We start from the raw sequence: 20,679 nt of genomic DNA on the forward strand, positions 1-20,679 counted from the left end.
CACGCACTGTAAATGCAAAGTCACTGGGGAATTATGCACGGTACACACACGTTGGCTGTCGGACGCGTCCGCGATGGCGCACTGGATCTGCTCAAGTGGCTGGCGTTGCTGAGCATGGTGCTGGACCACTTGCGCTATGTCGGTTTGAGCCTGGATGGCCTGTATGTGCCGGGGCGTCTGGCGTTCCCGTGGTTTTGCCTGGCGATTGCGGCCAATGTGCACCGGGTCGCCAATGCCCCTGTCACCGGCCAGTGGCGCTACCTGGGCTGGCTGTTGCTGTTCAGTGGGATCAGTGAAGTGCCCTACCGGCTGTTTATCGAGGATGCCGATACGTTGAACGTCTTGCCGACGTTGGCGCTGGGGTTGCTGGTTGCCCGAGGATGGCAGCAGAAGGCGCTGTTTGATCGAGGATTGGCGCTGATTGCCCTGGCGGCAGGCGCGGTATTTTCCAGTCAGCTGATGTTCGGGTTTTTCGGTGTCTTGCTGCCGTTGGCGATGCTGCTGGTGTTTACCCGGCCATGGTATTTCAGCGTGTTGCCGGGTTTGGTCTGCGTGGCCGCCAACCAATGGCAGGTTCTGCTCAATAGCGGCACGCCTGTGGCGCTGATGGGGTTGGCCGCTTGCCTGATTGCGCCCTTGGCGGGTCTGGTCTTGTTGCGATACGGCAAAAACGTCTCGCCACCCGCCATGCGCCGCTGGGCTTACGCGCTGTATCCGTTACATTTTTTATTCTTGTGGGTGGTTCGAAAGGCCATTGGCTGACGCCGACCCGAGCCAGCAAGGTGGAAACGGATGAGCTGCGTAGAAGTCGCGCATTTTTTGTACGTCGCGCTCGAACCAATCCCGCAGCCATTGGCGATATTGAAGTGAAATAGCCTGCCCGTGCATTGGGTTGGCGCTTTCATCGACAATGCATTGCGCAGCCATCATGCCGGACATCAGCGCCTTGAGTACGCCATGAGAGGCGCCCGGGTCCAACCGGCTGGCTGCGTCTCCGATGATGAAATAGCCGTTACCCGCCGACTGGTCACAGATTGACCAAGTGACATCGGCACCTCGGATCGTTCCTTCACAGGGTAATTGTTCAAAACAGGCCGGAACAGCCGCCATCTTCGGTGATTTATCGTGCACAAAGCGCAGTCGCGTCCAGTGATAAAGCTGCTGGCCGATGTGAGCCGTCCAATACCAGCCCGATGGGTCTGCGAAGATGCCGAGCGCACTTTCCTGGACTGTTCCTCGCTTATAGCCATACACGGCTGTCAGCGGGGGCGAGCAGCGATGCGAGGTCAGCCTTAATTGGCGTGCCAGCCAGCCGTGAGCGCCACTGGCATCAATAAGGTGCCTGCAAAACAGTTGACCGGCCTGGGTCTGTAGGCCTACCACTCGATCTTTTATCTGCAACACGCTCTTTGCCTGGCAGGGTTGCAGGACGTGCACACCTGACGCGACGGCTTGATCCAACAGCAACCCGTCCAGCGTTGCTCGGGGAACCTGAAACCCCCGCCATGCTCCGCTTTGGTCTTGCCCGAAAGGCACAAAGTGTCGTTCCTTGTCCCACTTTACCCAAGTGCCCGCAGGCCGGACGAAGGCATCGCCACGGATTTTTTCAGCCACGCCCAGTTGCTGAAGCAGCGGCTCTATGCCGGGGTGCAGGGTTTCGCCCGGGCGGTGACGCGGAAAAGGCAGGCGCTCAATCAGTGCCACCTTCAAGCCCTGTCGGGCGCAGGAAATGGCCGCTGAGCAACCTGCCGGGCCGGCACCGATGATGATCACGTCATAGCGGCCTGCGCTGTCGGGCATGGCCAAGCCTAAACGCGCTGCCAGGGTCTGACACCCTGTTGGCGCAACATGACGTGCGGCCATACGAAATAAGTAAAGGTTTCCGTCAGCCTGATACGCGCTTGGTCAAATGCGGGTGATTCAACCGGCGTGTAGCGAAACACTTCGATTCGGTAGCCTGTGTCCTTTGGGCCAACTTGCAGGTTTGTGTTCAGCGTAACGATGTTGGAGTCCTCGGGCGTAGCCAGGCTGAACGAGTCGATAAACCAACTTCTGGACGTGGCACCCAATGACAGTTTGACTCGCCGAAAAGCATCGATTCGCCGTTGATATTCCTGTGAGTCGACTTTGCCTGTAAGTGCCAATGAGAGCTTCCCGTTCAGCGCGTTCTCTGTGTAGTCGGTATAGAAGTAAGTTTCGTACGCTCTGTGGGGTGCGTTATTGGCGACGTATTTTTTTGGAGCGGGTACGCCATCCCACGGGAAACCGCCACTTTTGCCGATCTCCTGATCCAGCATGGGTTTTATGGTCGGTCCCGCCCCGGCGTTTGGTGGATAGGCTTGCGCTGAGTCGGGTGCGACTGCAGGCCAGAATGAGCTCAACGCTGCGCAGAGCTTGGCATCCTCGGGGAATGGGCTGCCCAGCCTGTAAGCTGCCAGGTGCATCACGCTGCCCAACGCGGGGTCAGTCGTCACGAGGCCAACATCCCAGCCTGGCGCGAATATCCCGGCGCCCGCATCGGGAAGGCACCACGCGCACCGTGCAGGCGTAACGATTGGCGTCAGCGGCGTAGCCCGGTTGGGCGAGGAATCGAGCTGGGCCACAATCGCAGTGATGCCGTTGTCCTTGCTGGAAAAAGACTCCGGAAAAGACTGGATATTGGCGGGGTATCGCGAATCGGACAAACATTCCGGCTCTATGCGAAAGACCGTGTATCGAACATCGGGGTCCAGGCTTTCGAGCCATTCGACCAGGTGTCGCTGCTTGCACAGAGGATAGAAGTCCGGCGCGCAGATCAGTGAATACGCCGGCACGCGTTGTGGGATGGCAGTGTCCAACGCCGCGCAGTGGGCTTGAATGCGTCCGTCGGCGGTAAAGTCCAGGTAGTGCTGAGCCCTGAAGTTACCCTTCTGCAACTCGGCAAACAGGTCTGATCGGCGATTGAGGTTGGTGATATTGCCCGCTGCATCGACTTTATGGCGAATATGCACGTATTCCGAAGCACCCTCGTCAATTCGCAAGCTGGAGATGAAAATGTCGGGGTCGTCGGGCACATTGAACGTCAAGGGTTTGCCTTGATACTGAGCCGCTTCAACCAGTCGAGCACGGGGCGTAGCGGCCATTAAACCAGTGCCATAAGTGTGTTCGGGAAGCCAGTCTGCCAGGCCATCGGTGATGATGAAGGGCGGTTGGCTGATATGGGGTTCATCCCAGCCGGCATCTGGCCCCAACTCCAGGTGTATGCGGCGTAATTTCTCGTTTTTGTGCAGCGCTTGAAGGCGAACATCAACGGTGAGGCCCGCAATGCACTCGTTGCCGTTGAACAGTTTATGAACCGGCACCCAAAAATCCATGTCTGCGTCGTCTGAATCAAAACGCATAGGGCCAAAACGGGCACGGTCGCCCTTAAGCTGCACCGCGACGTAGGCGCTGTAGCGCGCCGGCAGAACCCGGATAGCGTGATTTTGACCTTCTACAAACGGCAGGAAGCCTCTGCTTGAAGCGTCGTACAACGCGGCGGCAGTGCCCACCCTTGCTATGCCGGTCCGCGAAAAGCACAAATCGGCCTGAACCTTGTGCACCGTGTCCGGTGCTGCGCGGTACTCCAGCGCAAACACGACGACTGCCAGGGGCCGTCCATTGGCACGCGCGTTCAGTTGCGCAAGGCTGGGCGCCTGCCGGGCGTAAACGTAGTTGAGCACGGTTTCAAGTTCTGCCGGTGTGGGGTACGCCTGGAGTGGGCCGCCCTTGGCATCGCTTGTCACGTTGGGGTGGGCCAGCGCGTGGTACAGCAGGCTGTGTGCGGGTTGGCCAGGTTCAATGCCCCGTGTTGCGGCCAGGGCAAAGTCTTCAAAGCCCGCCAGTGTGCGGTCTGGTTTCAGTGTTTTACCCAGTTCGGCTTCAAGGTTGGTCGCCAGGATATCGAGACCGTGCTGAAGCAACAGAGTGTGCCAGCCACAGGGGGCCAGGCGTTTACAGATAGCCATCACTTGGTTAAGTAGCGCCATGCCAGCGTTCCTCGACGGTGTAGGGCGTTCAATCTTCTGGATTGAACAGTGAATGCGTCGAATGCATGAGCTGGCGCTGTTTGATTGGCAAGCGTAGCCAAGTTTTCAGGCGTGTGAAGCTTAAAGTGTCAGGTTTCTGTGTCTAAATCTTCAGGCGGCCCAAGCCATCTCAGTGTTTTATCGCCCACCCGCGAAGCCATGTCGTAAACGCACCTTTGCGTGGCGTGCGTAGGCATTTGACCTCACTGCGCCAGCCCTACCATCGCATCAAAGGGCCCTGCGAGGGCCTCAACAATACGAAAGGCTGGGAGAGACGCGATGTTCAGCAAAAAAGACCAGATCCAAGGGTATGACGACGCATTGCTGGCGGCGATGAATGCCGAGGAGCAGCGTCAGGAAGATCATATCGAGCTGATCGCGTCAGAGAACTACACCAGCAAACGCGTCATGGAAGCCCAGGGCAGTGGCCTGACCAACAAATACGCCGAAGGCTACCCCGGTAAGCGCTACTACGGCGGCTGCGAGCATGTGGACAAGGTTGAAGCCCTGGCCATCGAACGCGCCAAACAACTGTTCGGCGCCGATTATGCCAACGTGCAGCCGCACTCCGGCTCGTCCGCCAACAGCGCGGTGTACCTGGCGCTGATCAATGCGGGCGACACCATCCTGGGTATGAGCCTGGCCCATGGCGGCCACTTGACCCACGGCGCCAAAGTGTCGTCTTCAGGCAAGCTGTATAACGCCGTGCAGTACGGCATCAACACCGACACCGGCCTGATCGATTACGACGAAGTCGAGCGCCTGGCCGTTGAGTGCCAGCCGAAAATGATCGTCGCCGGCTTCTCGGCTTACTCCAAAACCCTGGATTTCCCGCGCTTTCGCCAGATCGCCGACAAGGTTGGCGCACTGCTGTTCGTCGACATGGCCCACGTCGCCGGCCTGGTTGCCGCGGGCCTGTACCCGAACCCGCTGCCTTACGCCGATGTGGTCACCACCACCACCCACAAAACCCTGCGCGGCCCGCGTGGCGGCCTGATCCTGGCCAAGGCCAACGAAGCCATCGAGAAGAAACTCAACGCTGCCGTGTTCCCCGGCGCCCAGGGCGGCCCGCTGATGCACGTTATCGCCGGCAAGGCCGTGTGCTTCAAGGAAGCGCTGGAGCCAGGCTTCAAGGCTTACCAACAACAGGTCATCGACAACGCCCAAGCCATGGCTGACGTGTTTATCAAGCGCGGCTACGACGTGGTGTCCGGCGGCACCGATAACCACCTGTTCCTGGTCAGCCTGATTCGCCAGGGCCTCACCGGCAAAGAGGCGGACGCCGCCCTCGGCCGCGCCCACATCACCGTCAACAAGAACGCCGTGCCGAATGACCCGCAGTCGCCGTTCGTGACCTCGGGCCTGCGCATCGGCACCCCGGCGGTGACCACGCGGGGTTTCAAGGTGCCGCAATGCATCGAACTGGCCGGCTGGATCTGCGACATCCTCGACAACCTCGGCGATGCCGATGTCGAGGCCAACGTGGCCAAGCACGTGTCTGCCCTGTGCGCTGATTTCCCGGTTTATCGCTGAGCGCGGTTTTGGAGTAATGACTATGCAACGCTACTCAGGCTTCGGCCTCTTCAAGCACTCACTCAGCCACCACGAAAACTGGCAGAAGATGTGGCGCACGCCCACACCGAAAAAGGTCTACGACGTGGTTATCGTCGGCGGCGGCGGGCATGGTCTGGCGACGGCTTACTATTTGGCCAAAGAACACGGCATCACCAACGTGGCCGTGGTCGAGAAAGGCTGGCTGGGCGGCGGTAACACGGCGCGCAACACCACAATCGTGCGTTCCAACTACCTGTGGGACGAGTCGGCGCACCTGTATGAACACGCGATGAAACTGTGGGAAGGCCTGTCCCAGGACCTGAACTACAACGTGATGTTCTCCCAGCGCGGCGTCTACAACCTGTGCCACACCCTGCAAGACATCCGTGACTCGGAGCGCCGCGTGAGTGCCAACCGCCTCAACGGCGTGGACGGCGAACTGCTCAACGCCAAGCAAGTGGCCGACGAGATTCCGTACCTCGACTGCTCGAAAAACACCCGCTACCCGGTACTCGGCGCCACCGTGCAACGGCGCGGCGGCGTGGCCCGTCACGATGCCGTGGCCTGGGGCTTTGCCCGTGCGGCTGACGCACTCGGCGTGGACTTGATCCAGCAGACCGAAGTGATCGGCTTTCGCAAGGAAAACGGCGTGTGCATCGGCGTCGAAACCAACAAGGGTTTTATCGGCGCCAAGCGCGTCGGTGTGGTCACCGCCGGGAATTCCGGGCATATGGCCTCGCTGGCCGGCTTCCGCCTGCCGATCGAATCCCACCCGCTGCAAGCGCTGGTGTCCGAGCCGATCAAGCCGATTATCGACAGCGTGATCATGTCCAACGCCGTGCACGGTTACATCAGCCAGTCCGACAAGGGCGACCTGGTGATCGGTGCCGGTATCGACGGCTACAACGGCTACGGCCAGCGCGGTTCGTACCCGGTGATCGAACACACCATCCAGGCCATCGTCGAAATGTTCCCGGTCCTGTCGCGGGTGCGCATGAACCGCCAGTGGGGCGGCATCGTCGACACCACGCCGGACGCCTGCCCGATCATCTCCAAAACCCCGGTGCCGAACATGTTCTTCAACTGCGGCTGGGGCACCGGTGGTTTCAAGGCCACGCCGGGCTCAGGCAACGTGTTTGCTGCAAGCCTGGCCAAGGGTGAAATGCACCCATTGGCTGCGCCTTTTTCCATCGACCGTTTCCACAACGGTGCGTTGATCGACGAACACGGCGCTGCGGCCGTCGCCCACTAACAGGAGAAATCCCCTATGTTGCATATCTTCTGTCCTCACTGTGGCGAACTGCGCTCCGAAGAGGAATTCCACGCGTCCGGCCAAGCGCACATCCCGCGCCCGCTGGACCCGAATGCCTGCACCGATGAAGAGTGGGGCGACTACATGTTCTTCCGTGACAACCCTCGCGGGCTGCACCACGAACTGTGGATTCACGCCGCCGGTTGCCGTCAGTACTTCAACGCCACCCGCGACACCCTGACCTACGAAATTCTTGAAACCTACAAGATTGGCAGCAAGCCGCAATTCACCGCCAAGGCTTCTGGAGAGAAGGTATGAGCCAGATCAATCGCCTGTCCAACGGTGGTCGCATCGACCGCAACAAAGCCCTGACGTTTACCTTCAACGGCCAGAGCTACAAAGGCTTTGAGGGCGACACCCTGGCCGCCGCATTGCTGGCCAATGGCGTCGACATCATCGGCCGCAGCTTCAAGTATTCGCGCCCACGCGGCATCTTTGCCGCCGGCGCCGAAGAGCCGAACGCAGTGCTGCAGATCGGCGCCACCGAAGCCACCCAGATTCCCAACGTGCGCGCCACGCAACAGGCGTTGTACCAGGGTTTGGTCGCCACCAGCACCAACGGCTGGCCGAACGTCAACAATGACGTGATGGGCATTCTCGGCAAGGTCGGCGGCAAGCTGATGCCGCCGGGCTTCTACTACAAAACCTTCATGTACCCGAAATCGTTCTGGATGACCTACGAGAAGTACATTCGTAAGGCTGCGGGCCTTGGTCGCTCACCAACCGAGAACGACCCGGACACCTACGACAACTTCAACCGTCATTGCGACGTGCTGATTGTGGGCGCCGGCCCTGCTGGCCTGGCCGCTGCACTGGCCGCTGCGCGCAGCGGTGCCCGCGTGATCATTGCGGACGAACAGGAAGAATTCGGCGGCTCCTTGCTGGACTCACGCGAAAGCCTCGACGGCAAACCGGCGACCGAATGGGTTGCCAGCGTCATCGCAGAACTCAAAGCCCTGCCGGACGTGGTGCTGCTGCCGCGTGCCACCGTCAACGGTTACCACGACCACAATTTCCTGACCATCCACGAACGCCTCACCGACCACCTCGGTGACCGTGCGCCCATCGGCCAGGTGCGCCAGCGCATCCACCGTGTGCGCGCCAAGCGTGTGGTGCTGGCGACCGGTGCGTGCGAGCGCCCGCTGGTGTACGGCAACAACGACGTGCCGGGCAATATGCTCGCCGGTGCGGTCTCCACCTACGTGCGCCGCTATGGCGTGGCACCCGGCAAAAAACTGGTGCTGTCGACCAACAACGACCACGCCTACCGCGTCGCGCTGGACTGGCTCGATGCGGGCCTGCAAGTGGTCGCCGTGGCTGATGTGCGTCACAACCCACGTGGCGCGCTGGTGGAAGAAGCCCGCGCCAAAGGTATTCGCATCCTCACCGGCAGCGCCGTGATCGAAGCCCGAGGCAGCAAACACGTGACCGCTGCGCGTGTGGCGGCGATTGACGTCAAAGCACACAAAGTCACCAGCCCCGGCGAGTGGCTGGACTGCGACCTGGTGGCCAGCTCCGGCGGCTACAGCCCGGTGGTTCACTTGGCTTCGCACCTGGGCGGCAAGCCGACCTGGCGTGAAGACATCCTCGGTTTTGTACCGGGTGAAGCCCCGCAAAAACGTGTGTGCGTGGGTGGCATCAATGGCGTCTATGGGCTCGGCGATTCCCTGGCCGATGGTTTTGAAGGCGGTGTGCGCGCAGCCAGCGAAGCCGGGTTTGCGCCGGTGGAAGGCACGCTGCCAAAAGCCCTGAGCCGTCTGGAAGAGCCGACCCTGGGCATTTACCAAGTGCCCCATGACCAGCCGACCGCACGGGCGCCGAAGCAATTTGTCGACCTGCAAAACGACGTCACCGCTGCTGCGATTGAGCTGGCGACCCGCGAAGGGTTCGAGTCGGTTGAGCACGTCAAACGCTACACTGCGCTGGGCTTCGGCACCGACCAAGGCAAGCTCGGCAACGTCAACGGCCTGGCCATTGCGGCCCGCTCGCTGAACGTGACCATCCCGCAGATGGGCACCACCATGTTCCGCCCGAACTACACGCCGGTGACCTTCGGCGCCGTGGCGGGCCGTCACTGTGGGCACATTTTCGAGCCGGTGCGCTACACCGCGCTGCAAGCCTGGCACGTTAAAAACGGCGCCGAGTTTGAAGACGTCGGCCAATGGAAACGCCCTTGGTACTTCCCGCGTAACGGTGAAGACCTGCACGCCGCCGTGAAGCGCGAATGCCTGGCCGTGCGCGACAGCGTCGGCCTGCTGGATGCATCCACCCTCGGCAAGATCGATATTCAAGGCCCGGATGCCCGCGAGTTTCTCAACCGCATCTACAGCAACGCCTGGACCAAGCTTGACGTGGGCAAGGCGCGCTACGGCCTGATGTGCAAGGAAGACGGCATGGTCTTCGACGACGGCGTAACTGCCTGCCTGGCCGACAACCACTTCCTGATGACCACCACCACCGGCGGCGCGGCACGCGTACTCCAGTGGCTGGAAATCTACCAGCAGACCGAGTGGCCAGACCTCAAGGTGTACTTCACTTCGGTCACCGACCACTGGGCAACCATGACCTTGTCCGGCCCCAACAGCCGCAAGCTGCTGGCGGAGGTCACCGACATCGACCTGGACAAGGACGGCTTCCCGTTCATGACCTGGAAAGAAGGCCTGGTTGGCGGCGTACCGGCGCGGGTGTTCCGTATCTCGTTTACCGGCGAGCTGTCGTATGAAGTCAACGTGCAGGCCGACTACGCCATGGGCGTACTCGAACAGATCGTTGCGGCCGGCAAGAAGTACAACCTGACGCCGTACGGCACCGAGACCATGCACGTACTGCGCGCCGAGAAGGGTTTCATCATCGTCGGGCAAGACACCGACGGCTCGATGACCCCGGACGACCTGAACATGGGCTGGTGCGTAGGCCGCACCAAACCGTTCTCGTGGATCGGCTGGCGCGGGATGAACCGCGAAGACTGCGTGCGTGAAGAGCGTAAGCAGCTGGTGGGCTTGAAGCCGATTGACCCGAATGTATGGCTGCCGGAAGGCGCGCAATTGGTGTTCGACCCTAAACAGTCGATCCCGATGAAGATGGTCGGTCACGTGACCTCAAGCTATGCGCACAACTCGCTGGGTTATTCGTTTGCGATGGCGGTGGTCAAGGGTGGCTTGAAGCGTATGGGTGAGCGAGTGTTCTCACCGCAGGCGGATGGCAGCGTGATCGAGGCAGAGATTGTGTCCTCGGTGTTCTTTGACCCGAAAGGCGAGCGGCAGAACATCTGACAGACCGAGTCGCCTGCATCGCAGGCAAGCCAGCTCCCACATTGGATCGGGTTCACACAGTCCAAATGTGGGAGCGGGCTTGCTCGCGAAGGCGTCAGTAGATTCACCACAGAATTCAGACAGGTGCTTTATGACAGCAGCCAATGTTTACCAACAACGCCCCACCACCGGCGCCAAGGCCGAGTCGTCGCTGCACCATGCCGACCTCGCCAGCCTGGTCGGCAAGGGCCGCAAGAACGCCGGCGTGACCGTGCGTGAAAAGAAACTCCTCGGCCACCTGACGATTCGTGGCGATGGCCATGACGCCGCGTTCGCCGCCGGTGTGCACAAAGCCCTCGGCATCGAACTGCCCGGCGCACTCCAGGTCATCGTCAAAGGCGAAACCAGCCTGCAATGGCTCGGCCCGGACGAGTGGCTGTTGATCGTGCCAAGCGGTGAAGAATTTGCCGCCGAGCAAAACCTGCGCGCTGCCCTGGGCGAGCTGCATATCCAGATCGTCAACGTCAGCGGCGGCCAGCAGATCCTCGAGCTCAGCGGCCCGAACGTGCGCGACGTGCTGATGAAGTCCACCAGCTACGACGTGCACCCCAACAACTTCCCGGTGGGCAAGGCGGTGGGCACGGTGTTCGCCAAGTCGCAGTTGGTGATCCGTCACACGGCTGAAGACACCTGGGAACTGCTGATTCGTCGCAGCTTTTCGGATTACTGGTGGTTGTGGCTGCAGGATGCCTCGGCTGAGTTTGGCCTGAGCGTCCAAGCCTGATCAAAATTTTGTGGCGAGAGGGCTGTTGTAGCGAGGGGGCTTGCCCCCGGTTGGAGCGCGCAGCGGTCCCAGCAAGGTCGACGCATTTTGTCTGAAACCACCCAGCGGCAGGTTTTAGGGCTGCTACGCAGCCCAACGGGGGCAAGCCCCCTCGCCACACAAGCCTGAGGATTGAAAAAATGAGCCGCGCACCCGATACATGGATTTTGACCGCCGACTGCCCCAGCGTGCTCGGCACGGTGGACGCGGTCACCCGCTACCTGTTCGAGCAGGGCTGCTACGTCACCGAGCACCATTCGTTCGATGACCGCCTCTCGGGCCGGTTTTTTATTCGCGTGGAATTCCGTCAGCCCGAGGGTTTTGACGAGCAGGCGTTCCGCGATGGCCTGGCCACGCGCGGTGAAGCCTTTGGCATGATCTTCGAGCTGACGGCGCCGAACTACCGGCCAAAAGTGGTGATCATGGTGTCCAAGGCCGATCACTGCCTCAACGATTTGCTCTACCGCCAGCGCATCGGCCAACTGTCGATGGACGTGGTCGCGGTGGTGTCCAACCACCCTGATTTGAAACCTTTGGCCGACTGGCACCAGATTCCCTACTACCATTTCCCCCTCGACCCCAACGACAAACCGTCCCAGGAGCGTCAGGTGTGGCAAGTGATTGAAGAGACCGGCGCCGAACTGGTGATTCTTGCGCGTTATATGCAAGTGCTGTCGCCGGAGTTGTGCCGCAAGCTCGATGGCAAGGCCATCAACATTCACCACTCGTTGCTGCCCGGTTTTAAGGGCGCCAAGCCGTATCACCAGGCCTACAACAAGGGCGTGAAACTGGTGGGCGCCACGGCGCATTACATCAACAACGATCTGGATGAAGGCCCGATCATCGCCCAGGGCGTGGAGGTGGTGGACCACAGCCACTATCCCGAGGATTTGATTGCCAAGGGGCGCGATATTGAAGGGCTGACGTTGGCCCGGGCGGTTGGGTATCACATTGAGCGGCGGGTTTTTCTCAATGCCAATAGGACTGTGGTGCTCTGACGGCCGCCATCGCAGGCAAGCCAGCTCCCACATTTTGACTTGTGAATACTTTCAAATGTGGGAGCTGGCTTGCCTGCGATTAGGCCATCAGCAACAACGCAAAAACAGCATCTGTACCCGAGCACTTAAACGCGCCGCCTGCCTGGGCGACGCGGTTCCATAAAAACAACAGCGAGGTGAAAGCATGTCTGGTAATCGTGGTGTCGTGTATCTCGGCAACGGCAAGGTCGAAGTACAGAAAATCGACTATCCCAAAATGCAGGACCCCCGTGGCAGGAAGATTGAGCACGGCGTCATCCTGCGCGTGGTCTCCACCAACATCTGCGGCTCCGACCAACACATGGTGCGCGGCCGCACCACTGCCCAGACCGGCCTGGTACTGGGGCATGAAATCACCGGCGAAGTGATCGAGAAGGGCAGCGACGTCGAGAACCTGAAGATCGGTGATCTGGTGTCGGTGCCCTTCAACGTGGCGTGCGGCCGTTGCCGCTCCTGCAAAGAGCAACACACCGGCGTGTGCCTCACCGTCAACCCGGCCCGTGCCGGTGGCGCGTATGGCTACGTCGACATGGGCGACTGGACCGGCGGCCAGGCCGAATACGTGCTGGTGCCGTATGCCGACTTCAACCTGCTCAAACTGCCGGACCGCGACAAGGCCATGGAGAAAATCCGTGACCTGACCTGCCTCTCCGACATCCTGCCGACTGGCTACCACGGCGCCGTCACTGCCGGCGTTGGCCCAGGCAGCACCGTCTACATCGCAGGCGCCGGCCCGGTCGGCCTGGCCGCTGCTGCTTCGGCACGCTTGCTCGGCGCGGCGGTAGTGATCATCGGCGACGTCAACCCCATCCGCCTGGCCCACGCCAAGGCCCAGGGTTTCGAAATTGCCGACCTGTCCAAAGACACCCCGCTGCACGAACAAATCGCTGCATTGCTGGGCGAGCCGGAAGTGGACTGCGCGGTAGACGCCGTAGGCTTCGAAGCCCGTGGCCACGGCCATGAAGGCGCCAAGGCCGAAGCCCCGGCCACCGTGCTCAACTCGCTGATGGGCGTGGTGCGCGTGGCGGGCAAAATCGGTATCCCTGGCCTCTACGTTACCGAAGATCCAGGGGCTGTGGACGCCGCCGCGAAAATGGGCAGCCTGAGCATTCGCTTTGGCCTGGGCTGGGCCAAATCCCACAGCTTCCACACCGGGCAAACGCCGGTGATGAAGTACAACCGCGCACTGATGCAGGCGATCATGTGGGATCGCATCAACATTGCGGAAATCGTCGGTGTGCAGGTGATCAGCCTGGATGACGCGCCGCGTGGGTACGGCGAGTTCGATGCGGGCGTGCCGAAGAAGTTTGTGATTGATCCGCATAAGCTGTTTAGCGCGGCGTAAGGTTTAGCGTCAGTATGAGGGCGCCTCTGTGCGCCCTTGTATTAGGTGGTCAGTAAAAATATAAAAAATACGAGCTGATCATCATGGTTGTAGCGGAAGTTAAAAGGATGAGTGATGGTATGATCATCCAATATTTGAGTGCGCGTGGGATTTTCTCAACGTCTTCGACGAGTGCCAAGCGCCGCCATTGAAATATTCTTGGGATAAGAATAACCGTCGCCATGGCCAATACGCGCTGCGGCCTCCCATCGAACGGGGTATTGCGAAAAGTATTCCTGTTTCCGGTGATGTAAGTGCTGCATTGCATATAGCGTTCTGCGGCATCCAATTTTTCAAACATGACATAGGTGATGAGCGCAAAGCTGAGTAACATAATGGCGCCCGCGCACATGCCGATATATTCCAAGGCCATTTAATCCCTTACCGTCTTATAGAGGAGTTTACCCGCGCCTTCGCCCATTGCGCTTCCTAGCTTGCCGCCTGCGAGCCCAATTGCGGCGCCCCCGACGATTGCGCAAGCCAGTGCGCCGGCGCCCGCTGTAGGTATGCCAAAAACGAGCATACAGGCGCCAGTACCGACCTGGGCCCCAATTATCCCTCCTGCTGATGCGCCGCCAACGCCAAGCACTAACTTCCCTCCTTCGACATATTTTGCTTGGGTGCATTCTTGCTCACGTCCTGTCGAGCATGCCTCCGCAATTTCCAGCGCTGCCGCCCCAACATCTAGCGCAATACCAATATAGGCGCCCTTCTTCAAGATCTGCGAGGCTTTAGCTACACGCTTGACTCTTTCTTCATACCCACGAATCTCCCCATGCTGCCAGTAACGTTTGCTGGAAATGCCCAACATCTTTTTAATCGAGCCTTCTTTTTTCAAACCTGTTCCAAACCGGGCCATCCCGGATAGTTGCCCATCGAGCTTCGCAAACAGCGCCCGACGTTTGATCAGAAACTCATCTCTCGCAGCTGGGGTGCCCTTGGTTAAGTACTGCTTATGCAAATCGTCAATTTCCATGAGGGTTGTCTCGATCTGCGCCAAGTGCTTGCTCCAGGCGCTACTGGCACTGCCAATACCCAGGGACGCATGGGCCATGATGGCCTGCAACTGATCATAGTTTTTGATCAGGAATTGATCCGTCGCGGAGTGTGCAAACAACGCCTGTTTGATGTTCTGCGCCGAGCGCATCAGTTGGGCCTCTTCCGTCGTGCAAGACGCTGTACGCGCATCGGGAATGATCACCAACTGCCCTGGCAGTACCACGACGTTGCGAATGTGTTGGTTGAGGATGTCGAACTTGGTTTGAATGTGAGGGTTGAGCGAAAGGTCGAGTTTAAGCAGCGGATAAGGCTGCGGCCGTTCGTTGATAAATGCGTAGGGTCCCTGCATAGCGTGCACCTCCAAGTGACTGAGGCGCACGACTATAAGAAGGTGCTACAGCTGAGGTAAGACGCGTGCAGGGGCGTTTTTGACGTTTCAGAAAGGGACTACGCAAGTCTCGGCAGACGCTGACATGTGTGAGTCATTTTAGCTTTTTAAGTCGCAGTGAGATTTACCGTCGCTTCACATGTAGGAAAGGGCAACAGGGCGCTGCCCTTCTTTGCATCGGGTGTTTAGGCCTGTAGGCGTCGGCTGATCACATCCAGCAGATCACAGCCATCGCGCAATGGGATGGCGCAGAGCAGGGCGAAGTCCTGGAGGACGAGGTTGTCGGTGTTCAGGCCTTCGCGAAACGCCAGGTTTTCCATGACTTGGGTGACCGCGCGGATGCGGTAGACGGCGGCGTCGTGGAGCACGTCGAGCGGGACTTGGGTGTCGATGAGCAGGGAGGGCGTGGTGGCATCGTGGCCGGTGAGCGGCATGTATCGGTTCATGTTTTAACCTTTATTTCAGAGAGTGAGGCTACCACTCACACGTCGCCAAACGAATGGGTGGCAGCTGTACGCAGGTTGGCGAACCGGTGAAATAAAGCAAAGGCCGGCAGACCCGAAGGTCTCCCGCGCACAGCCGCCATAAAGCAGCTCTACGCGTGCAAAAAAACCTGCAAAGGAGCAGGTGCTTTTGCATGCATTATTTCAATCGAGTCGCCAAACCCGTGTCGCCATATGGACGACCGCCGAACTATAAGCGCCATCCATCGCCAGGAGCAAGTCGCCCGGCCAATGCAGATCAAATGTGGGAGCTGGCTTGCCTGCGATAGCGGTGGGTCAGCACAGGATAAGTTGACTGGCCCACCGCCATCGCAGGCAAGCCAGCTCCCACAGGGGTTGTGTGGTGTCAGCGAGAGGCCAGGGTCGCGGGTGCAGTCAACAGCGCTTGCTGTTCCTTGCTCAGCATCCGACTCCGGGCGGTGCAGGGGGGATACGCACGCGGGGAACATTTGGATGCAGAATTTTCTGAACTAATCTGCAGGTGGGAACATTCCTTCGGGACTGTCAGTCAAACGCGTGCTTTTAGCTCCTACATTCAGAGGTTGTCTTGATGAAGATTTCACGCGGTTTTGCCCTGTCTTGCCTGTTGACCGTGGCCGCCAGCCCGGTGTTTGCCGCAGGTTTCAGCCTCGGTGACGTGGCCAATGCCGTCTCCGGTGCCCAGGGCAGCAACAACAAGGCGGCGGCTGCAGCGCCTAGCTCTGAGACCGCCGGCCTGCTGAGCGCCCTGACCTCGCAACTGAACATCACCCCCGAGCAAGCCGTGGGCGGCACCGGCGCGATGCTGGGCCTGGCCAAGAACAAACTGAGCGGTACTGACTATTCGCAACTGGGCAAGAGCGTGCCGGGCCTGGATCAACTCTCGGGCAGCAATTCCCTGGGCAGCCTCGGCGCCTTGAGCGGGATGCTCGGCCAGAGTGGCGGCAGCAAAACCAGCGGCCTGGACGGCTTGCTGGGTAACGTGAAGAACACCAACGACTTGAACACCGCCTTTAGCGCGTTGGGCATGGACAGTGGCATGGTCAGCCAATTTGCCCCGGTGATCCTCAAGTACCTGGGCGGCCAGGGCGCCAGCGAGTCGGTGCTGGGCAAGCTGGCCTCGGCCTGGGGCACTGGCAGCTAAGACTGTTTTGACGGGATGTCTGTTGAGGGTTAAGCCCGGGAAAAGAAATGGCGACTTGCTGCAGGTCGCCATTTTTATTGGTCAGGTGAGTGTCAGGTGGCTTTTTTCACTCGGGGTTTTGCACGGCAAGTGCTTTGAACATACACGGCAACATTCCCCGAGGAACCTAATTGGATGTTTCACCACATATGTGCAAGGCGCGGACGCATTCATTGGTTGCCGCGCCTTTTACAATCCAATCAGACAGGTATACCTATGAATAGCATCTCTACAAGCAACCATGCTGCCAACCCGGCGTATTCCAGTGCTGGTACCTTCTTCGCAGATGACAGGCGCGAGCCGAAGTTAGATTTTGAAGCCGCCGCACGCGATAAGGCCCAAAGGGCGTCTGTCAGTACAGGCCCGTTCGAGCCGGCACCCGATGATTCAGAGGATCTTGAAGTCCCAGATGAGCTAATCAAATGGGCAGTTGATATGGCGACGATTGGTATTAAACGCCCTCTACGCAGTTTTCTGCAGGACTGATCGTCACTGCGTTTGACCGCTACCTTGCTAAGTGCGTGCGTTGAGCAACTGCTCAATGCGCGCATCCTTCTCCATCCAGAGCTGGTTTACCCAGTTCTGGACGGTCTGGCGAAACGCCGGATCATTCTCGTAATCCCCTTGCCACAACGCCGGGTCCAGCTCACGGGTGCGGATATCAATGATCACCTTCGGCACTGTGCCGCAGATCAAGTCCCAGAACCCCGGAATTTTATGCTGCGGGTAGACGACGGTCACATCGAGGACCGCGTCGAGTTGCTCACCCATCGCAGCCAGCACAAACGCCACGCCGCCCGCCTTGGGTTTTAGCAGCCGCGAAAACGGCGAGTCTTGCTGTGTGCGTTTGGCCTCGCTGAAGCGCGTGCCTTCGAGGTAATTGACCACCGTCACCGGCTGGCGCTTGAACAGCTCGCAGGCCTCTTTGGTGATCTTCAAATCCTGCCCCGCCAACTCCGGGTGCTTGGCCAGGAATGCCTTGGTGTAGCGCTTCATGAACGGGTAATCCAGCGCCCACCAGGCCAGGCCCAGGAACGGCACCCAGATCAGCTCTTTTTTCAGGAAGAATTTGAAGAACGGCGTGCGCCGGTTCAGTGCCTGGATCAGTGCGGGAATGTCGACCCAGGACTGGTGGTTGCTGATCACCAGGTAGGAGGTGTCGCCGCGTAGCTCGTCGCCGCCGCGAATGTCCCATTGGGTGGGGATGCACAGCGCGAAAATCAGCTTGTCGATCTCGGCCCAGGTTTCGGCGATCCACATCACGGCCCGGGAGGCATAGTCGCGAAAGCGGCCGGGCGCTACCAGCTTGAGCAGGGCAAACACCATCAACGGGCCGAACAGCACCAGGGTGTTGAGCAATAACAGCAGTGTGACAAAACAGCCGGTGAGCAGGCGGCGCATAAGTAACTCTTGGAATCGGGTGGGCGGGCCATGATAAGCAAGCTGAGTCTAGAGGCCAAATCGCAAATTGCCGCACGAATGTGATCAGTTCCCACGCAGAGCGTGGGACGATCTAACTAAACAATGCTTTTGCGGTCTAGAATCCGCCTACTTCTTTTCAAGGAAATCACGTCGTGAAACTGCTCCTTGCCTTGCTCGCCCTGGCTGCCGTGCCCGTCATGGCCGCCGAACCGACCCTCTACGGTCGCTACGAATACATCCAACTGCCGGAGATCGGCCAAACCTTCAAGGCCAAGATGGACACCGGTGCGCTGACCGCCTCGCTGTCGGCCCGCAACATCGAAACCTTCCAGCGCGATGGCGACGACTGGGTGCGCTTCCGCCTCGGCGGCAAGGACGCCAGCGACAAGGTCTATGAGCACAAAGTCTCGCGCATCAGCAAAATCAAAAGCCGCGCCGACGAGGACGACGACAAGGACGAAGCCACTGTGGCCAAGCGCCCGGTAATCGACCTGGAAATGTGCCTGGGCAACGTCAAGCGCACCGTGGAGGTCAACCTCACCGACCGCAGCAGCTTCAACTACCCGCTGCTGATCGGCGCCAAGGCCCTGCGTGAGTTCGGCGCGGCGGTTAACCCGGCCCGCCGCTACACAGCCGACAAACCCGACTGCTGATCGAGCCTATGCCGCACATCCTGATTGTCGAAGACGAAGCGGCGATAGCCGATACGCTGATCTTTGCCCTGCAAGGCGAGGGTTTCACCACCACCTGGCTGAGCCTTGGCCAGGAGGCGCTGGCCCATCAACGCCAGACGCCTGCCGACCTGATCATCCTCGACATCGGGTTGCCGGATATCAGCGGCTTTGAGACCTGCAAGCAACTGCGCCGCTTCAGCGAAGTGCCGGTGATGTTCCTCAGTGCGCGCGATGGCGAGATCGACCGCGTGGTGGGCCTGGAGATCGGCGCCGACGATTATGTGGTCAAGCCGTTCAGCCCACGGGAAGTGGCGGCACGGGTTCGGGCGATTCTCAAACGCGTCGGTCCCGGCGCCGCGCCTGCCGTGTTCCAGGTCGACCTGGAGCGCATGCAGATCAGTTATCGCGGCCAGGCTTTAAGCCTTACGCGGCATGAATTCCGCCTGCTGCAAAGTCTGCTGGAGCAGCCCGAACGGGTGTTCAGCCGCGAGCAATTGCTCGACGCGGTGGGCGTGCCGGCCGATGCCGGCTATGAGCGCAATATCGACAGCCATATCAAAAGCCTGCGCAGCAAACTGCGCGGTATTGCGGCGGATGCCGAGCCGATCCAGACCCATCGCGGCCTCGGCTACAGCTACAGCCCGAGCCATAGCTGATGCGCCTGGGGCTGCGGATCTTCCTGGTGTATGCGCTGTTTATCGGCCTTACTGGTTACTTTGTGCTCAACACGGTGATGAAGGAAATCCGCCCCGGCGTGCGCCAGTCCACCGAAGAAACCCTGGTGGACACGGCCAACTTGCTGGCCGAGATCCTGAGGTTGGACGTAAAGAACGGCACCCTCGGCCAAAGCCACTGGCCCGAGTTGCTCAAAGCCTATGGCAGTCGCCAGCCTGGCGCGACCATCTGGGGCCTGCCGAAAAATCAGGTTAACCACCGCATTTATGTGACCGACGCCAATGGCATCGTGCTGCTCGACTCCACGGGCGAAGCGGTGGGCCAGGACTATTCCAAGTGGAACGACGTGTATTTGACTCTGCGCGGCGAGTACGGCGCCCGTTCCACCCGCAGTGAACTGGATGACCCCAACACGTCGGTGATGCACGTGGGCGCGCCGATCCGTGACAACGGCAAGATCATCGGTGTAGTGACGGTTGGCCAAGCCCAACAGCTCGTTGCAGCCCTATATTGATCGCACCGAGAACCGCCTGCTGTGGTACGGCGCCGGGTTGGTGGTGTTGGGCCTGCTGCTGGGCGCGCTGCTGTCGTGGTGGCTGAGCGTGGCGCTGCATCGGCTTACGGCGTATGCCCAGGCGGTGAGTGAAGGGCGACGTGCCGAGTTGCCGCATTACCGAGGCGGCGAACTCAAGCAGTTGTCCACCGCTGTGGAGCACATGCGCACGCAGTTGGAAGGCAAGGCCTACGTCGAGCACTACGTGCACACCCTGACCCACGAATTGAAAAGCCCGCTGGCGGCTATTCGCGGCGCGGCGGAATTGCTGCAGGGCGATATGAGCCGCGAGCAGCAGCAGCGTTTTGTCGGCAATATCGACAGCGAAAGCGCGCGCTTGCAGCAGTTGATCGAGCGGCTGCTCAACCTGGCCCAGGTGGAGCAACGCCAGGGTTTGGAAGAACAGACCCGCATGCCGTTGGCGGCCCTGGTCGAGGAGGTGCTCAAGGCGCAATGTGCGCGAATCGAAGGCGCTGGCTTGCAGGTGGAACAGACGATAGCGGCGGATGTGAAGGTCTTCGGTGAGCCTTTCCTGCTGCGCCAGGCGCTGGGTAACCTGCTCGATAACGCCTTGGATTTTACCCCGCCCGGCGGCACGTTGCGATTCAGCGCACAGACGCAGCACAACGACGTGCAGGTCAGCCTGTTCAATCAGGCTGCGCCGATTCCCGACTACGCCTTGCCGCGCTTGAGCGAGCGTTTCTACTCGTTGCCGCGCCCGATCAGCGGGCGCAAAAGCACCGGCCTGGGCCTCAACTTTGTCGAAGAAGTGATGAAGCTGCACGGCGGCGCATTGCAGATCGGCAATGTGCACGGCGGCGTGCAGGTGGTGCTGCATCTCCACACAGTCTCCACAGTGCCCACATAAAACGCCCACACGCGCGGCTCACGCTCTG

General features: G+C 60.0%; 18 protein-coding genes and 1 pseudogene. 13 read left to right on the forward strand and 6 right to left on the reverse strand.

Translation table 11 applies throughout. From position 1 onward, the window contains the following. The first annotated feature begins 33 nt into the window (after positions 1 to 33). Positions 34 to 762 (forward strand): TraX family protein, encoded by a 729-nt coding sequence (locus tag QF043_RS00730; RefSeq protein WP_307417198.1) that lies wholly within the window; start codon positions 34 to 36, stop codon positions 760 to 762. Here QF043_RS00730 and QF043_RS00735 read toward each other — a convergent pair. Beyond that, the gene (locus QF043_RS00735) at positions 727 to 1,800 is read right to left on the reverse strand and encodes an NAD(P)/FAD-dependent oxidoreductase (protein WP_307417199.1); all 1,074 of its coding nucleotides are present in this window, start codon (positions 1,798 to 1,800) and stop codon (positions 727 to 729) included. The two genes, QF043_RS00730 and QF043_RS00735, sit on opposite strands and share 36 nt — an antisense overlap. An 8-nt stretch (positions 1,801 to 1,808) precedes the next feature. Continuing rightward, positions 1,809 to 4,007 (reverse strand): hypothetical protein, encoded by a 2,199-nt coding sequence (locus QF043_RS00740; protein ID WP_307417201.1) that lies wholly within the window; start codon positions 4,005 to 4,007, stop codon positions 1,809 to 1,811. A gap of 318 nt (positions 4,008 to 4,325) precedes the next feature. On the opposite strand from QF043_RS00740, the gene glyA reads away from it, so the two are divergent. From glyA to fdhA, 7 genes are all read left to right on the forward strand, one after another. Continuing rightward, on the forward strand, positions 4,326 to 5,579 hold the full coding sequence (gene glyA, locus QF043_RS00745; protein ID WP_307417202.1) for a serine hydroxymethyltransferase: 1,254 nt from the start codon (positions 4,326 to 4,328) through the stop codon (positions 5,577 to 5,579). 22 nt (positions 5,580 to 5,601) lie between these two features. Next, a complete protein-coding gene (locus QF043_RS00750; protein ID WP_010207084.1) occupies positions 5,602 to 6,852 on the forward strand; it encodes a sarcosine oxidase subunit beta in 1,251 nt (416 codons plus the stop codon). Between the two features lie 15 nt (positions 6,853 to 6,867). After that, complete coding sequence (locus QF043_RS00755) at positions 6,868 to 7,170, forward strand: sarcosine oxidase subunit delta (RefSeq protein ID WP_056857790.1); 303 nt, start codon at positions 6,868 to 6,870, stop codon at positions 7,168 to 7,170. After that, the gene (locus tag QF043_RS00760; protein ID WP_307417203.1) at positions 7,167 to 10,184 is read left to right on the forward strand and encodes a sarcosine oxidase subunit alpha; all 3,018 of its coding nucleotides are present in this window, start codon (positions 7,167 to 7,169) and stop codon (positions 10,182 to 10,184) included. Before QF043_RS00755 ends, QF043_RS00760 begins: the two co-directional genes overlap by 4 nt. Before the next feature lie 130 nt (positions 10,185 to 10,314). Continuing rightward, positions 10,315 to 10,947 carry a sarcosine oxidase subunit gamma gene (locus QF043_RS00765; RefSeq protein WP_101273317.1) on the forward strand — a complete coding sequence of 211 codons (633 nt, stop codon included), beginning with the start codon at positions 10,315 to 10,317 and terminating at the stop codon, positions 10,945 to 10,947. Positions 10,948 to 11,126: 179 nt separating this feature from the next. Beyond that, positions 11,127 to 11,984, forward strand: a complete 858-nt coding sequence (purU, locus tag QF043_RS00770; RefSeq protein ID WP_056857793.1) for a formyltetrahydrofolate deformylase — start codon at positions 11,127 to 11,129, stop codon at positions 11,982 to 11,984. A gap of 184 nt (positions 11,985 to 12,168) precedes the next feature. Further along, positions 12,169 to 13,368: a formaldehyde dehydrogenase, glutathione-independent gene (fdhA, locus tag QF043_RS00775; protein WP_307417204.1), complete on the forward strand. Its 1,200-nt coding sequence runs from the start codon at positions 12,169 to 12,171 to the stop codon at positions 13,366 to 13,368. Between the two features lie 49 nt (positions 13,369 to 13,417). On the opposite strand, the gene QF043_RS00780 is transcribed toward fdhA, so the two are convergent. From QF043_RS00780 to QF043_RS00790, 3 genes are all read right to left on the reverse strand, one after another. Beyond that, a complete protein-coding gene (locus QF043_RS00780) occupies positions 13,418 to 13,780 on the reverse strand; it encodes a hypothetical protein (protein ID WP_307417205.1) in 363 nt (120 codons plus the stop codon). Further along, positions 13,781 to 14,755, reverse strand: coding sequence for a hypothetical protein (locus QF043_RS00785; RefSeq protein ID WP_307417206.1), 975 nt, complete (start codon positions 14,753 to 14,755; stop codon positions 13,781 to 13,783). 224 nt (positions 14,756 to 14,979) lie between these two features. Beyond that, positions 14,980 to 15,240, reverse strand: a complete 261-nt coding sequence (locus tag QF043_RS00790) for a hypothetical protein (RefSeq protein ID WP_017137997.1) — start codon at positions 15,238 to 15,240, stop codon at positions 14,980 to 14,982. A gap of 607 nt (positions 15,241 to 15,847) precedes the next feature. On the opposite strand from QF043_RS00790, the gene QF043_RS00795 reads away from it, so the two are divergent. Together QF043_RS00795 and QF043_RS00800 are read left to right on the forward strand one after the other, a co-directional pair. After that, positions 15,848 to 16,420: a DUF2780 domain-containing protein gene (locus QF043_RS00795; RefSeq protein WP_307417207.1), complete on the forward strand. Its 573-nt coding sequence runs from the start codon at positions 15,848 to 15,850 to the stop codon at positions 16,418 to 16,420. A gap of 255 nt (positions 16,421 to 16,675) precedes the next feature. Then, a complete protein-coding gene (locus tag QF043_RS00800; RefSeq protein ID WP_307417208.1) occupies positions 16,676 to 16,945 on the forward strand; it encodes a hypothetical protein in 270 nt (89 codons plus the stop codon). A gap of 27 nt (positions 16,946 to 16,972) precedes the next feature. Here QF043_RS00800 and QF043_RS00805 read toward each other — a convergent pair whose 3' ends face one another. Further along, complete coding sequence (locus QF043_RS00805; RefSeq protein ID WP_307417209.1) at positions 16,973 to 17,860, reverse strand: acyltransferase; 888 nt, start codon at positions 17,858 to 17,860, stop codon at positions 16,973 to 16,975. A gap of 173 nt (positions 17,861 to 18,033) precedes the next feature. On the opposite strand from QF043_RS00805, the gene QF043_RS00810 reads away from it, so the two are divergent. From QF043_RS00810 to creC, 3 genes and pseudogenes are all read left to right on the forward strand, one after another. Continuing rightward, positions 18,034 to 18,534 carry an ATP-dependent zinc protease gene (locus QF043_RS00810; RefSeq protein ID WP_138813559.1) on the forward strand — a complete coding sequence of 167 codons (501 nt, stop codon included), beginning with the start codon at positions 18,034 to 18,036 and terminating at the stop codon, positions 18,532 to 18,534. An 8-nt stretch (positions 18,535 to 18,542) separates the two neighbouring features. Then, positions 18,543 to 19,211, forward strand: coding sequence for a two-component system response regulator CreB (gene creB, locus QF043_RS00815; protein ID WP_305456230.1), 669 nt, complete (start codon positions 18,543 to 18,545; stop codon positions 19,209 to 19,211). After that, a pseudogene (creC, locus tag QF043_RS00820) lies at positions 19,211 to 20,651 on the forward strand (two-component system sensor histidine kinase CreC). The gene creB and the pseudogene creC overlap by 1 nt, the downstream one beginning before the upstream one ends. Positions 20,652 to 20,679 lie beyond the last annotated feature (28 nt).

Source organism: Pseudomonas sp. W3I7, from assembly GCF_030816095.1.
GTDB classification, from domain to species: domain Bacteria; phylum Pseudomonadota; class Gammaproteobacteria; order Pseudomonadales; family Pseudomonadaceae; genus Aquipseudomonas; species Aquipseudomonas salomonii.

Coding starts and splice junctions, on each gene's coding strand:
- purU (WP_056857793.1), top strand. CDS start 11,127: ATGAGCCGCGCACCCGATACATGGATTTTGACCGCCGACTGCCCCAGC.
- glyA (WP_307417202.1), top strand. CDS start 4,326: ATGTTCAGCAAAAAAGACCAGATCCAAGGGTATGACGACGCATTGCTG.
- QF043_RS00735 (WP_307417199.1), bottom strand. CDS start 1,800: ATGCCCGACAGCGCAGGCCGCTATGACGTGATCATCATCGGTGCCGGC.
- QF043_RS00780 (WP_307417205.1), bottom strand. CDS start 13,780: ATGGCCTTGGAATATATCGGCATGTGCGCGGGCGCCATTATGTTACTC.
- fdhA (WP_307417204.1), top strand. CDS start 12,169: ATGTCTGGTAATCGTGGTGTCGTGTATCTCGGCAACGGCAAGGTCGAA.
- QF043_RS00730 (WP_307417198.1), top strand. CDS start 34: ATGCACGGTACACACACGTTGGCTGTCGGACGCGTCCGCGATGGCGCA.
- QF043_RS00755 (WP_056857790.1), top strand. CDS start 6,868: ATGTTGCATATCTTCTGTCCTCACTGTGGCGAACTGCGCTCCGAAGAG.
- QF043_RS00760 (WP_307417203.1), top strand. CDS start 7,167: ATGAGCCAGATCAATCGCCTGTCCAACGGTGGTCGCATCGACCGCAAC.
- QF043_RS00740 (WP_307417201.1), bottom strand. CDS start 4,007: ATGGCGCTACTTAACCAAGTGATGGCTATCTGTAAACGCCTGGCCCCC.
- QF043_RS00805 (WP_307417209.1), bottom strand. CDS start 17,860: ATGCGCCGCCTGCTCACCGGCTGTTTTGTCACACTGCTGTTATTGCTC.
- QF043_RS00765 (WP_101273317.1), top strand. CDS start 10,315: ATGACAGCAGCCAATGTTTACCAACAACGCCCCACCACCGGCGCCAAG.
- QF043_RS00795 (WP_307417207.1), top strand. CDS start 15,848: ATGAAGATTTCACGCGGTTTTGCCCTGTCTTGCCTGTTGACCGTGGCC.
- QF043_RS00750 (WP_010207084.1), top strand. CDS start 5,602: ATGCAACGCTACTCAGGCTTCGGCCTCTTCAAGCACTCACTCAGCCAC.
- QF043_RS00785 (WP_307417206.1), bottom strand. CDS start 14,755: ATGCAGGGACCCTACGCATTTATCAACGAACGGCCGCAGCCTTATCCG.
- QF043_RS00800 (WP_307417208.1), top strand. CDS start 16,676: ATGAATAGCATCTCTACAAGCAACCATGCTGCCAACCCGGCGTATTCC.
- QF043_RS00790 (WP_017137997.1), bottom strand. CDS start 15,240: ATGAACCGATACATGCCGCTCACCGGCCACGATGCCACCACGCCCTCC.
- creB (WP_305456230.1), top strand. CDS start 18,543: ATGCCGCACATCCTGATTGTCGAAGACGAAGCGGCGATAGCCGATACG.